Origin of the sequence: Nitrosomonas nitrosa (genome assembly GCF_003051105.1) — a bacterium.
GTDB lineage: Bacteria > Pseudomonadota > Gammaproteobacteria > Burkholderiales > Nitrosomonadaceae > Nitrosomonas > Nitrosomonas nitrosa.
The window spans coordinates 26515-39593 of sequence record NZ_QAOO01000014.1 but is presented as its reverse complement, the minus strand read 5'-3'; the positions used below and the strand labels follow the sequence as shown (position 1 = coordinate 39593).

Here is a 13079-nt window from a genome sequence, read left to right as displayed (position 1 = left end):
ATTGCCAAATCTCGCTGACTGACCCAACCCGCTACTTTTACTTATCAAGCTTGATATTGAATAAAAGTGCACACAGGTACAGAGCGCGTGCAAGCCCACCTCTTTACAGCTCACGAGGCTGGTCAGTTCACTTCTTGCTAGGATATATTTCTGGGAGGATGGAAAAGAGAATCAGGAATCGATTCAGGCATGCTCGCAGATACGAGCATTATCGGATTTTTTGCTTCAGTTACCGGTGGAATGATGAGTAAATCCGAATTCAAGAAAAAAGGCAGGAATTGGCCTGCCGCATGTAGACATAAATGCGTTGCAGCATCCAGCTCACCTTCATCGCCCAGCAAGCGATGAAATTCGAGGTGCGTTTGTGGATCAGCAGTAAATAAGGCAGCATTGTAGTGATGCTCCAATTCATGGGCAATAACTTTATCATTGAATGCCCATCCTAGTGTATTTGTAAGCATGCTTACGAAAAATAGCAGGATGACAGAATTGATCGCTAAGTGTTTACGCATAACCTCTGATGATAACTATTCTTTACTCACTGCGCCGCTGAATATGGCCGCCATCGTTACTTTTTACTCCTATCGTCTCTTATCTCATCAATATCAGGCTAAATGATCTTCGTATGTCTGTAAAGCAATGTTTTATAGCACAGCTACTTTTTCCTCCATGAGCATATCCACTAAAGCTATCAGCGGCAACCCGATCAAAGCATTGGGATCATCGCCGGACATGCGCTCGATCAGCGCAATCCCCAATCCCTCGGATTTCGCACTTCCCGCACAGTGATAAGGTTGTTCTTTAGCTAAATAGCCCTCTATTTGCTGATCACTTAGTTCGCGGAATTTAACCGTATAAGGAATACGCCTCATTTGCAATCGATTTGAGCGGCTATTCAATAGGCACAATGCAGTATGAAAAACAACCTCTTTCCCGCGCATAAACTGCAATTGTTTGAGCGCATTTGCGTGATTCAGTGGCTTACCCAATTGCACCCCTTCCAGCACCGCTACCTGATCAGCAGTTATGATAAGCGCATCAGAAAACTGGGATGCGATAGCGCGTACTTTGGTTTCAGCAAGCCTACATGCCGTATCTTCAGGTTTTTCATTCAACAAGGGAGTTTCGTCGATTGCTGGATTTACTGTTTCGAACGGTAACTTGAGACGCTCAAGCAGTTCGCGGCGATATAAGGAACTCGATCCCAGAATCAACCTTGGGTGAACATACTGTGTTTTCAAAATGTTATAATATTAACAATAAATTTTGACACTCAATTACAAAAAATATAGCATGCCAAGTTTATGTCTAAACAATTCATCATAGACACTCTCAATTTTATCCGCAATGCAGGCGTACATCGTGGTAAAATTCTGCCCGCTGAATTAGAACGTTTACGCACGTTCTTATCAGACCACTCTGGCAAGATCGCGTACTCGATAAACGGAATCTTTGATGAAAAGGGCAGGTCAACACTCAAAATAACGATTAATGGCGTGATTGCGCTATGCTGCCAACGTTGCCTCGGCAAGCTGGAGCATGATCTTAATATAAAAACTGATTTATTAATTGCAAAAAATGAAGATGAACTCGCATATTATGACGAAGACAGCTCGGTTGATGCCATTCTAGCATCTCACGAGATGGATGCGCTCATACTCATTGAAGATGAAATCATTCTCAGCTTACCCATCGCTCCCCGACATCGAGAAGATGAATGCTCAATCGGCAATGTCGCTAACAATGTACCGGAGTCGACAAAATTAATGGAACAGCATTCACTGGAATCACTGAAGAATAAATTCACTAAAGCTTAATTTTGGAGTCAACATAAATGGCCGTTCAACAAAATAAAAAATCACCCTCGAAACGCGGTATGCATCGATCTCACGATTTCTTGACCAACCCTCCACTAGCCATCGAACCGTCTACTGGAGAAGTACACTTACGCCACCATATTAGCCCCAATGGGTATTATCGTGGCAGAAAAGTCATCAAAACCAAAAACGACGAATAATTTCCAATATCCCCTGACTCCGGCTTCGCATAGCAGACCTCCTTACGCAATTCGATCACATAGTACGTTACAAGAATAATAAAAGTGAATATTACTGTCGCGATTGATTGTATGGGTGGTGATCATGGCCCGCATGTAACCGTTCCTTCAGCAGTTGAGTATGCGCTCGATGACCCAGAAATTGATGTCATTTTAGTTGGTATTCCTGCTGCAATCGAGGCCGAACTCCATGCACTCAATAAGCCACTTGGAACACGGATACGCATGCATGCGGCAAGCGAGGTGGTGGGGATGGATGAGCCGCCCGCACTCGCTTTGCGCAACAAAAAAGATTCTTCTATGCGTGTTGCGATCAATTTAGTCAAAAGCGGAGAAGCGCAAGCATGTATCAGTGCGGGGAATACAGGCGCACTATTGGCGACTTCTCGGTTTGTTCTGAAAACGATTCCCGGGATCGATCGGCCTGCGCTTGCTGTTGTTTTGCCTACCATTACCGGACATACTTACATATTAGATTTAGGTGCGAATGTTAATTGTACCGCGGAACATCTGCTCCAGTTCGGCATGATGGGCGCCACATTGGTCGCGTCCGTCGAAAATAAAAAATCTCCCAGTATCGGCTTACTCAACATCGGCGAGGAAGACATCAAAGGAAATGAAGTGGTCAAGCAAGCGGCAGAGCTCCTCCGTGAGAGCGGGTTGAATTTTTACGGAAACATTGAAGGCGATGATATCTACAAAGGAACGACAGATGTCGTAGTATGTGATGGCTTCGTTGGCAATGTCGCCCTAAAAACCTCGGAAGGTGTTGCACAAATGCTTGCAACTTTTTTGCGTCAAGAATTTAAGCGTAATTTTTTGACAAGATTTGCAGGGTTGGTGGCTTTACCCGTTATCAATGCCTTCAAACGCCGTGTCGATCATCGCCAGTATAATGGCGCCAGCCTTCTAGGGCTACGCGGGATTGTTATCAAGAGCCACGGTTCTGCAGATAAACAGGCATTCAGCGCTGCCATCAAACGCGCTGCTGAAGAAGTACGCGGTGGGATGCTGCGCCACATTAGTGAGCACATAGCAGAGCTGCAACACCACGTCAAAAAAAATAAACTTAATTCTGTCACTGCTGAATGAAAAAAATGTATTCAAGAGTCATTGGCACAGGGAGTTATTTACCCGAAAAAATCCTGACTAACCTTGATCTCGAGCGTATGGTCGACACGAGTGACGAATGGATACGCGCACGTACCGGCATTGTTCAGCGGCACATAGCAGCTGACCAGCAACTAGCGAGCGATCTGGCGCTTGAAGCAAGCCGCCGCGCCATTGACGCAGCCGGTATCCAACCCCAAGAAATAGAGCTCATCATTTTAGCCACAACCACTCCGGATATGATTTTTCCAAGCACAGCCTGCATCTTACAAGACAAGCTTGGCATTACCGGCGGCCCAGCATTTGATGTGCAGGCAGTCTGCAGTGGCTTCATTTACGCTTTGGCCACAGCGGATATGTTTGTTAGTTCAGGTAAATGCAAACATGCATTGGTGGTTGGCACTGAGGTTTATTCACGCATAATTGACTGGACAGACCGAAGCACGTGCGTACTATTTGGCGATGGCGCAGGGGCTGTTGTATTAACCCAAAGCAATCAGCCTGGAATACTTTCGAGTCATTTGCACGCCAACGGCAGTCATAACAAACTGTTGGCCGCACCGGGCAATATATGCGGTGGAAAAATTCAAGGCACACCTTTCATCACGATGGAAGGTAACGCTGTCTTCAAATTTGCAGTCAAAGTACTCGAGGAAGCCGTTACTGAGGCCGTTACTGCCAATAATTTGCAAACATCCGATATTGATTGGCTGATCCCTCATCAAGCTAATATCCGGATAATCAAATCAACTGCTAAGAAGCTCGGCATTCCTATGGAAAAAGTGGTTACGACCGTCGATCAGCATGGAAATACCTCTGCTGCTTCAGTTCCATTGGCATTGGATATTGCAGTGCGTGACGGACGTATTCAATCGAATCAATGTATATTGCTCGAGGGTGTGGGTGGCGGTTTCACTTGGGGTTCAATCCTGTTACGCTGGTAATGACACGATCATGAAAACTGCATTTGTTTTTCCTGGACAAGGCTCGCAATCAATTGGCATGATGAGTCACTATGCTGATTTATCCTTGATACAAGAAACCTTCCACGAAGCGTCCGATATTCTCGAGCAAGACATGTGGTCTCTTGTCAATCAAGGCCCCGCAGAGGCGTTGAATCAAACCGTCAATACACAACCGATCATGCTGACTGCCGGGTTTGCAGTTTATCGCGCGTGGGAGATGCTTGGAGGAAAACAACCCGACTATATGGCGGGCCACAGTCTTGGAGAATATACAGCGCTCGTTGCCTCAAAAGCGTTGACGTTTACCGATGCGTTACGACTGGTTCGTTATCGCGCAGAAGTCATGCAGGATTGTGTTCCTGAAGGTGTGGGAGGAATGGCTGCAATTGTCGGGTTAGACGATGACAAAGTTCAAACAATCTGCTCCGAAAGCATAAGCGAAAGCAAAGAAGAATCATTAGAGCCGGCAAACTTCAACTCCCCCGGACAAGTTGTCATTGCCGGACATAAGCATGCCGTCCAGCGTGCAATGATCTTGGCAAAAGAAAGAGGCGCCAAATTAACGGCATTGCTGCCAATGAGCATCCCTTCTCATTGCTCTTTAATGAAACCAGCAGCAGAAAGAATGCGTTCATTACTTGAGACCATTTCGTTTCAAGCACCTATTATCCCCATCTTACACAATGTAGATATCCAGCCTCATCCAGACACATCATCTATTAGAGAAATTCTGGCCCAGCAGCTCTATCGACCAGTACGGTGGGTTGAAACAATACGTGCCTTTACTTCTGCGGGCGTTAGCCATGTAATCGAATGCGGCCCTGGAAAAGTTTTAACTGGGCTAACTAAACGCATCGATACAAAATTGAATAATCTATCGCTTACTGACAGTGAAATAATAAGGCGTACAATCGATATATTGAAATAAGCTTCGATCAAACTATCTGGTAGAAAATTATGTTAGATACGCAAATAGCTCTGGTTACAGGTGCAAGTCGAGGAATAGGTCAAGCTATTGCCTTGGAGCTTGGCAAACAAGGGGCCATAGTGATAGGCACATCAACCACTTCTGATGGCGCGGAACACATTAGTCAATACCTCAAAGAAGCTAGCCTGAAGGGCAAGGGTTTAGCGATGAATGTTAATGATCTGGCCCAAATTAACAATGCTATTGAAACAACACGCAAGGAATTTGGAGAAATCAGCATATTAGTCAATAATGCGGGCATCACTCGCGACAATTTGTTGGCCAGGATGAAAGATGAAGAATGGGATGAGATTATGGAAACTAACCTGAAATCCATATTCTATCTCAGTCGCGCTGTCCTACGTGCCATGATGAAAGCACGCTCTGGCCGTATTATCAACATCTCATCAGTCGTAGGTGTGACCGGTAACCCCGGTCAAACCAATTACGCTGCTGCCAAGGCTGGCATAATTGGCTTTAGCAAATCCCTTGCACGGGAAGTAGGCAGCAGAAACATCACGATTAATTGCGTTGCACCAGGTTTCATCGAAACAGATATGACTCGGTCGCTATCTGCAGAGCAGCAACAGAATCTCATTCAGCACATACCCTTAGGCAGGTTAGGACAACCCGCCGATATTGCCGCTGCAGTTGCTTTTCTTGCTTCTCCTGCAGCAAGCTATATTACAGGCACCACTTTACATATTAATGGCGGAATGTATATGGATTAATTAACCTTTTACAAAAACTCTTTTTAATTTAAGCCTATGCCCAAAACCCAATAGAATACATGATGTGTTGCTGAGTTGATTGGGACGGGCATGAGCAAACGCTGGTGTTAGTTTTGTTAGTATAGGAAATTTGTTAGAATAGCTAAGATTTTCTCACGTAGAAAGGAAGGGTGCATAGATGGAAAATACAGATATTGAGCAACGGATCAAAAAGATTGTAGCTGAGCAATTAGGCGTAAATGAGGCAGATGTCAAAAATGAGTCGTCATTTGTAAACGACTTAGGTGCCGACTCGCTCGATACCGTAGAGCTTGTCATGGCATTGGAAGAAGAATTTGAATGTGAAATTCCTGATGAGCAAGCCGAAAAGATTAATACTGTTCAAGAAGCGATCGATTACGTCAATCAACACACATCTCACTAATTTTTCTCTATCTTTTTCTACTGGAGTTCTTTTTTGTCCAAACGTAGGGTAGTTGTTACCGGATTAGGGATTGTTTCGCCTGTAGGCAACAATGTGTCCGATGCCTGGCAGAACATCGTTTCCGGGAAATCGGGCATTACTCGCATCACTCGTTTCGATGCTTCGGCTTTTTCGTCACAAATTGCCGGTGAAGTAAAGAATTTTGAAATTACAGATTACCTGTCTGCAAAAGAGGCGCGCCGTATGGATATTTTTATTCATTACGGCATGGCAGCGGCAATTCAGGCAATTAAAGATGCTGCCATCGAAGATCTGACAAAACTTGATCCTGAACGTATCGGTGTTAATATCGGTTCAGGTATCGGGGGGCTGCCTATGATTGAGAACACTGATATCGCCTATCATGCGAGCGGCCCACGTAAGATCTCTCCATTTTTTATTCCCAGCACGATCATCAACATGATATCCGGTAATCTGTCTATCATGTTTGGGTACAAAGGCCCAAATTTAGCAATCGTGACGGCGTGTACGACTTCCACTCATACCATAGGAAGTTCTGCGCGCATGATTGAATATGGAGATGCTGATATTATGGTTTGCGGAGGCGCCGAGTCATGCGTTACCCCGCTCGCCATAGGTGGATTCTCTGCAGCACGCGCGTTGTCAGTGCGCAACGATGACCCTGCCTCAGCAAGTCGCCCTTGGGATAAAGGAAGAGATGGTTTTGTGCTGAGTGAAGGTGCGGGTATTATTGTTTTAGAGGAATTTGAGCATGCAAAACGGCGAGATGCAAAAATTTATGCCGAACTCATCGGGTTCGGTATGAGTGCCGATGCGAACCATATGACAGCGCCTTGTGAAGATGGTGAAGGTGCCGCTCGATGCATGACGAATGCACTAAGGGTAGCGGAAATCAATTCTGATGAAGTTGATCATGTCAATGCTCATGGCACATCAACTCCTTTGGGTGATATTGCAGAAACCATAGCGATAAAAAGATGTTTTGGCGATCATGCCAAAAAGCTTGCCATCAATTCTACAAAATCAATGACCGGGCATTTGCTGGGAGCTGCAGGGGGGATAGAGGCAATTTTCTCTATTCTTGCCTTATACCATCAGATTGTACCTCCCACTATCAATCTTTTTGATCCCGATCCAGAGTGTGACTTAGACTATGTTCCCAATACCGCCAGGGATTTGAAAATAAATGTAGCGATATCCAATTCTTTTGGATTTGGAGGAACTAACGGCACTTTGGCGTTTCGTAAAATTTAACTTATAAATTGGCGTATGCGGATACCAGAACGCCTATTTCATACACTGAAGTATCTTATTGTAATCACCCTTCTTGGGTTTTTCTTCTTAGTCGGCTGGTTTTATTATCTGGTAAATACGACAAGCAGGTTACCAGCCACCCCCTATGAGTTTTCAATTGAACGAGGTAGTAGTTTTCGAAGTATTGCTCATCAATTAACCAGGGACGGTTTATTGCCCAATGCCTGGTCTTTTATTTTGCTATCAAAAATACTTGGCCATGAATCCTCTGTAAAAGCAGGCGATTATGTATTGACTGAGAATGTATCACCTATACAGATATTAGAGTACCTTGTTAAAGGTGATGTTAAGCAAAATCAGATACGTTTTATTGAGGGCTGGACATTCTCTCAGATGAGAGAAGCGTTATACCAGCATCCATCGATCAAACATGACACGCTTCATCTCAATGAGCAAGAAATCCTTCAACTCATTGGTGCTACTGAAGAAAAAGCTGAAGGACTTTTTTTCCCCGACACTTATTTTTTTGTAAGGAATAGTAGCGATGTCGATATATTAAAGCGCGCCTATCAAAAAATGCACAAACATTTAAAAGCTGCGTGGTCGTCCCGTAAAGAATCCCTCCCAATTAAATCAGAATATGAGGGATTAATTTTAGCTTCTATCATCGAAAAGGAGACAGGGAAAGAAAGTGATCGCAGCTTGATTGCCGGAGTATTAGTCAATCGTTTGCAATTAGGCATGCGACTACAAGTTGATCCAACTGTCATTTACGGAATGGGTAGTAATTTTGATGGAAACTTGCGCAAGCGAGACTTGCTCACTGATCAAGAATATAATACCTATACACGATCAGGACTTCCTCCTTCTCCAATTGCCATGCCTGGACTACCTTCCATTCGGGCCGCTTTCAATCCCGCAGAAACCGACGCACTCTATTTTGTTGCAAAAGGAAACGGTGAATCGCATTTTTCAACTAATCTGCAAGACCATAATCGCGCTGTACAAAAATACCAGAAACGGTAGCCACCACAATGCGTCTATTCAAAACTATCTATTTTGCAAAGTGAAATAATGCTGTTCTCCATAATTATCCCTACTCTGAATGAATCAGAAAATATAGATTCACTGGTAACACGCCTGCTCGCGCTCAAAGTGTTTTCAGAGAACTTTGAGATTATCTTTGTGGATGATGGCTCAAAGGATGGTACTCAAGAAAAAATACGCAGATGGGAAGCACGCAATAATAATATCCATCTCGTTGAAAGACGAGCAAAACCAGACCTGGCAGCATCCATTATCGAGGGGGCAGCCACAGCTAGAAGCAACGTTATCGTAGTCATGGATGCTGATTTAAGTCATTTACCTGAACAACTGCCTTCGATCGTTGCTCCGGTTTTGGAAGGTCGCTACGATGTTGCGATAGGAAGCCGTTATGTCGCAGGTGGAAGTACTCAAGGTTGGCCTTTTTACCGGCAATGGTTATCTCGGCTGGGTGGGTTCTGTGCACGCCCAATTTGTGATGTGAATGATGCAACTTCCGGCTTCTTTGCCTGCCGCCGAGAGCTTATTACAAATATCCCCGAAAATGCCCGTGGCTACAAGATTCTTCTTGAACTCCTGATGACGGGCCAAAATAAACTTAATTTTATAGAAGTTCCCATTAGCTTTCATGACCGAACTCACGGCACTTCCAAACTTTCACTTTCACATCATTTAATTTACCTACAGCGATTGATTAGTTTAGCTGGCGGTACTGTATCGTTCGGCACAGCTAGTCGCTTTGCCATAGTTGGCTTTCTGGGTGTTTTTGTCGATGCTTTAGTTTTTCAATGGATGCTAAATTGGGAGGCTGGTCTGGCATTAGCGCACATAACAAGCTTTCTCGCAGCCGTTACCATTAATTACACACTCAACTCTAAGTGGTCATTTCGGTCACACAGCAAAGGCTATCTGACTTGGCACCAATTTAGCCGCTTTCTGACTGTGGGATTGTTCGCACTATTACTGCGCGGAGGAGTGCTTGCATTACTTGTCTATAGTTGGAATATACCGGCTGGAATTGCCATTTTCCCGGCAATTGCCGCAACTGCTATCGTCAATTATCTCGGCTCCGCCTTTTATGTTTTTCCAGTAAATGGAAATCGCCCATCACTCGATATACGTTGGCGGGTAGCCGCAGTAGGTATTGTGCTATTTGCAGTTTCATTGCGTTTAATTTATCTTGGTTTAGCCCAGCTTATCCCTGATGAAGCCTACTACTGGCAATATGCTCAACATATGGATCTGAGCTACTTCGACCACCCTCCGATGGTTGCATGGTTGATTTGGTTAGGCACCGCACTTGTCGGCCAGAATGAATTTGGTGTAAGAATTGGTGCATTTGTTTGTGGCTTGATTGCTATGGGCTACTTATATGCATTGACCCGTAACTTATATGATAAGTCTACAGGTATGCGAGCAATCCTCCTTTTTTCTGTGTTGCCATTTGGTTTTGCCTCCGGATTAGTCATGACACCCGACGCGCCATTGATCGCAGCTTGGGCGGCAACCTTATATTACATGGAGCGGGCTCTTATCGCTGGCCGTTCTACAGCATGGCTGGGAATGGGGATTGCTTTTGGCTTAGGTCTACTATCCAAATATACCCTAGGTTTATTAGGAATCGCCGCTTTGCTGTTTGTTATCCTTGATCCAATAGCACGCCGTTGGATGAAGCGCCCCCATCCTTACCTGTCAGCAACACTCGCACTATTGCTATTTTCTCCCGTTATTATTTGGAATTTTGAGAATAACTGGGTTTCGTTTTTATTTCAGACCGAAAGATTGGGGGGAGGGGGATCCGTTTTTTCTGTTCATTACTTACTTTTTTATATCGCAATCATTTTGACACCGGTAGGCCTATACGCTGCCCTCCAGGCGCTCCGCTACGCTGCCAGCAAAGATGACATGGATAGACACGACAATGAGCGTAGACGCAATTTATTTGTGCTGGTATTCACCGGTATTCCACTGATTATATTTATGGGCATCAGCACATTTGATACTCCCCGGTTTCATTGGACCAGCCCAGTTTGGCTCGCCATTTTGCCAACTATGGCATGGATGATGGGCCAAACTCGCCCTGCCCTTAATAAGCTTTCAAGTCATTTACGTGCAATATGGCACCCCACTATTATCATTTCGCTACTTGCATACGCGTTAGTTCTACATTATGTCGTGCTAGGTATTCCAGGAATACCTTATCAATATCTTTCCGAGCATTATTTCTGGAAAGAAGCAGCCATTGAAGTTGAAAAAATTGCAGAGGAAATTCAGTCACAAACGGGGGAAATACCCATTGTTGTTGGTATGAGCAAATGGTCAATCGCAAGCGCGTTGTCATTCTATAATAAAAACAATGTTGGATTGGACATTCGATCAAGAAATACGTTTGGTGAGAGCGGTGCCATGTATGATTTCTGGTACCCCTCGCAGCCACCTACAGACCGTCCGCTTATATTAGTAGGCATGAAGCGTGATGTACTTGAGCGCAATCGGGCTGGAAATGAAATTGATCTTATGCTCCACGAGCCAAGCCCTATCCACTATAAAATAGTGACACGGAATGGTACGCCGCTCCGTTGTTTATATTACCGCACGGCACAGGGATATCGTGGCAATGAAATGTCAACCCTCTCCCATAACATGAGATAAAGGCCTAAAAAATTAAACTGTTACCATAATCAGCTTTAGTGGCTATGTTTGAGCAAGGACTCAATTAGCCAGATTGAGCCAATCCCAAAGCTAATTAATATGACCTGCTGAGTAGTCGCGGTAAGCTCAGGCCGCTTATGCAAACTTGGAATCAGATCCGACATCGCGACATAAATCATACAGGCCGTCGCAATAGCAAGCATCGGAACCACGAGACCATTGAGCAGGTTTAGCATAAAATAGGCGAGTACTCCTCCTACTAGCGTTGCTGCACTCGACAGCAAATTAAGCAGCAATGCCTGGGTGCGGCTATAACCCGAGTTAAGCAAGATAATAAAATCGCCCGCTTCCTGAGGTATTTCATGCGCAATAATGGCAATTGCTGTAACGATACCTAATTGTGTATCGACCATAAAGGCCGCTGCAATCAGCACACCATCTACAAAATTATGAAAAGTATCTCCTAGCGTGATCATCAAGCCGCTGCGTCCTTGATCACCTTCGAGCTTATAAATCGGATGGTGATGTCCCAGATCATGCGCTTCGCAATCTTCCATATGACAATGCCGCCACAAAACAAGTTTTTCCAGAATAAAAAAAATGAAGATTCCTAGCAGGACGATCATTGTAATTTGCTTAGGATCGTCTGAGAGCTCTAATGCCTCTGGAAGCGTGTTCAAAAACGCTGCGCCGAGCAACGCACCGATTGCATATGAAACAAGAATCGATAGCCAAGAACTACGGGCTTTTAAGGTCAACAGCGCTGCAAGTAGAATACTCAACAAACCGCCAAGTAGGCCAGAGAGAATGATCCAGGATAAGGTTGACATAGAATTATTTCTAGAAAATCAAGAAAGAAACAAGTTTGTTTACTAAATAAGGTGCTAACAACTCGGAGGTTAGATTTGGGGCAATTCTGTTATGTTAGAAGCGCTACTAGGAGGTTGTCCGAGAATAGATTTATTCTATGGAATGACGCAAAAGAAAGGTTCATCCTAAACCGGTTAGAATTTATATATCACGCGCTTAATCGTGCTCACAATATAATGGATGCGCATCATTCAAGGGCTGTATCTGCCAACCAGATTAATGCTGCCATTCTTCCTGTTATACCATCTCTGCGATACGAATAAAATCGCTCTGGATTACTGAAAGTACACTCATCTCCACCATAAACTCTATTAACACCAACATCTTTCAATCGTTGCCTGGCCAAAGTAAATAAATCCGCATACCATTTCTTACCATTGGAAGTAGAAGTAAATGCAGAGGATGATGCGCTATCATGCTTTAAAAAAACTTCCCTCACTTCCTCGCCGACTTCAAAGTGCTTAGGGCCAATTGCAGGGCCGAGCCAAGCAATTATCTCCGCATCTTTACGAACCATTTCAGAAATTGTATTTTCGATCACGCCACCTGCCAGTCCTCGCCAACCCGCATGCACAGCACCCACCACACTTCCTACTGAATCGCATAATAATATTGGCAGACAATCCGCTACCAAGATTGCGCATACCCTTCCACCACATCGACTTAATGCTGCATCACCTTCTAGATGGGTATCGTCGTTATCTATCCAAATAGGTCTTACACCATGTACTTGTTTTAGCCAGTAAGGCTCACTTGGCAAGTAGCTACGAAGTAAAGCACGATTATGTCGCACCGACAATTCATCATCATCTACATGATCACCCAAATTTAATCCTGAGTAGATCCCATTGTAGTTTTTACTCACACCACCGGTTCGGGTAGTAAATATAGCTTTAACATTGGGCGGTGATGGCCAATTTGGTGTGATCCAATCATACATTGTGCGAGTCAAGGCTATGTTCCAAAAAAGTGGAGTACGCTATGG

General features: G+C 44.4%; 14 protein-coding genes. 10 read left to right on the top strand and 4 right to left on the bottom strand.

All coding sequences use genetic code 11. The features are described from left to right. Window positions 1-137 precede the first annotated feature (137 nt). Both C8R30_RS09420 and C8R30_RS09415 read right to left on the bottom strand, forming a co-directional pair. Window positions 138-512, bottom strand: a complete 375-nt coding sequence (locus C8R30_RS09420; protein ID WP_090668855.1) for a hypothetical protein — start codon at window positions 510-512, stop codon at window positions 138-140. A 132-nt stretch (window positions 513-644) separates the two neighbouring features. Continuing rightward, window positions 645-1241, bottom strand: a complete 597-nt coding sequence (locus tag C8R30_RS09415) for a Maf family nucleotide pyrophosphatase (protein ID WP_107784196.1) — start codon at window positions 1239-1241, stop codon at window positions 645-647. 63 nt (window positions 1242-1304) lie between these two features. Here C8R30_RS09415 and C8R30_RS09410 point away from each other — a divergent pair, with 63 nt between their 5' ends. The 10 genes from C8R30_RS09410 to C8R30_RS09365 all read left to right on the top strand — a co-directional run bounded on the left by C8R30_RS09410 (window position 1305) and on the right by C8R30_RS09365 (window position 11224). Then, complete coding sequence (locus C8R30_RS09410; RefSeq protein ID WP_090668849.1) at window positions 1305-1817, top strand: YceD family protein; 513 nt, start codon at window positions 1305-1307, stop codon at window positions 1815-1817. Window positions 1818-1834: 17 nt separating this feature from the next. Then, the gene (gene rpmF / locus C8R30_RS09405; protein ID WP_090668846.1) at window positions 1835-2017 is read left to right on the top strand and encodes a 50S ribosomal protein L32; all 183 of its coding nucleotides are present in this window, start codon (window positions 1835-1837) and stop codon (window positions 2015-2017) included. Window positions 2018-2101: 84 nt separating this feature from the next. Then, window positions 2102-3148 (top strand): phosphate acyltransferase PlsX, encoded by a 1047-nt coding sequence (gene plsX, locus C8R30_RS09400; protein WP_090668844.1) that lies wholly within the window; start codon window positions 2102-2104, stop codon window positions 3146-3148. Between the two features lie 5 nt (window positions 3149-3153). Beyond that, window positions 3154-4110, top strand: a complete 957-nt coding sequence (locus C8R30_RS09395; RefSeq protein WP_090668841.1) for a beta-ketoacyl-ACP synthase III — start codon at window positions 3154-3156, stop codon at window positions 4108-4110. A 10-nt stretch (window positions 4111-4120) separates the two neighbouring features. Next, on the top strand, window positions 4121-5059 hold the full coding sequence (gene fabD / locus C8R30_RS09390; RefSeq protein WP_090668838.1) for an ACP S-malonyltransferase: 939 nt from the start codon (window positions 4121-4123) through the stop codon (window positions 5057-5059). Window positions 5060-5088: 29 nt separating this feature from the next. Next, window positions 5089-5829, top strand: a complete 741-nt coding sequence (gene fabG, locus C8R30_RS09385) for a 3-oxoacyl-ACP reductase FabG (RefSeq protein ID WP_177182319.1) — start codon at window positions 5089-5091, stop codon at window positions 5827-5829. 178 nt (window positions 5830-6007) lie between these two features. Further along, window positions 6008-6253: an acyl carrier protein gene (gene acpP, locus C8R30_RS09380; protein WP_046849580.1), complete on the top strand. Its 246-nt coding sequence runs from the start codon at window positions 6008-6010 to the stop codon at window positions 6251-6253. Window positions 6254-6286: 33 nt separating this feature from the next. Beyond that, window positions 6287-7528, top strand: a complete 1242-nt coding sequence (fabF, locus tag C8R30_RS09375) for a beta-ketoacyl-ACP synthase II (protein WP_107790008.1) — start codon at window positions 6287-6289, stop codon at window positions 7526-7528. Window positions 7529-7543: 15 nt separating this feature from the next. Then, entirely contained in the window at window positions 7544-8554 is a 1011-nt protein-coding gene (gene mltG / locus C8R30_RS09370) for an endolytic transglycosylase MltG (protein WP_107784195.1), read from the top strand. A gap of 48 nt (window positions 8555-8602) precedes the next feature. Continuing rightward, complete coding sequence (locus tag C8R30_RS09365; RefSeq protein WP_090668827.1) at window positions 8603-11224, top strand: glycosyltransferase family 39 protein; 2622 nt, start codon at window positions 8603-8605, stop codon at window positions 11222-11224. A 35-nt stretch (window positions 11225-11259) separates the two neighbouring features. Here C8R30_RS09365 and C8R30_RS09360 read toward each other — a convergent pair whose 3' ends face one another. Continuing rightward, window positions 11260-12054: a ZIP family metal transporter gene (locus C8R30_RS09360; protein ID WP_090668825.1), complete on the bottom strand. Its 795-nt coding sequence runs from the start codon at window positions 12052-12054 to the stop codon at window positions 11260-11262. A 227-nt stretch (window positions 12055-12281) separates the two neighbouring features. Continuing rightward, complete coding sequence (gene pgeF, locus C8R30_RS09355) at window positions 12282-13034, bottom strand: peptidoglycan editing factor PgeF (protein ID WP_090668822.1); 753 nt, start codon at window positions 13032-13034, stop codon at window positions 12282-12284. Between the last annotated feature and the right edge of the window lie 45 nt (window positions 13035-13079).

Bases quoted from the DNA above. Each gene is read 5' to 3' on its own strand.
- C8R30_RS09420 (WP_090668855.1), bottom strand. From the start codon at position 512: ATGCGTAAACACTTAGCGATCAATTCTGTCATCCTGCTATTTTTCGTA.
- C8R30_RS09410 (WP_090668849.1), top strand. From the start codon at position 1,305: ATGTCTAAACAATTCATCATAGACACTCTCAATTTTATCCGCAATGCA.
- rpmF (WP_090668846.1), top strand. From the start codon at position 1,835: ATGGCCGTTCAACAAAATAAAAAATCACCCTCGAAACGCGGTATGCAT.
- C8R30_RS09395 (WP_090668841.1), top strand. From the start codon at position 3,154: ATGTATTCAAGAGTCATTGGCACAGGGAGTTATTTACCCGAAAAAATC.
- fabD (WP_090668838.1), top strand. From the start codon at position 4,121: ATGAAAACTGCATTTGTTTTTCCTGGACAAGGCTCGCAATCAATTGGC.
- fabG (WP_177182319.1), top strand. From the start codon at position 5,089: ATGTTAGATACGCAAATAGCTCTGGTTACAGGTGCAAGTCGAGGAATA.
- acpP (WP_046849580.1), top strand. From the start codon at position 6,008: ATGGAAAATACAGATATTGAGCAACGGATCAAAAAGATTGTAGCTGAG.
- mltG (WP_107784195.1), top strand. From the start codon at position 7,544: ATGCGGATACCAGAACGCCTATTTCATACACTGAAGTATCTTATTGTA.
- C8R30_RS09365 (WP_090668827.1), top strand. From the start codon at position 8,603: ATGCTGTTCTCCATAATTATCCCTACTCTGAATGAATCAGAAAATATA.
- C8R30_RS09360 (WP_090668825.1), bottom strand. From the start codon at position 12,054: ATGTCAACCTTATCCTGGATCATTCTCTCTGGCCTACTTGGCGGTTTG.
- pgeF (WP_090668822.1), bottom strand. From the start codon at position 13,034: ATGTATGATTGGATCACACCAAATTGGCCATCACCGCCCAATGTTAAA.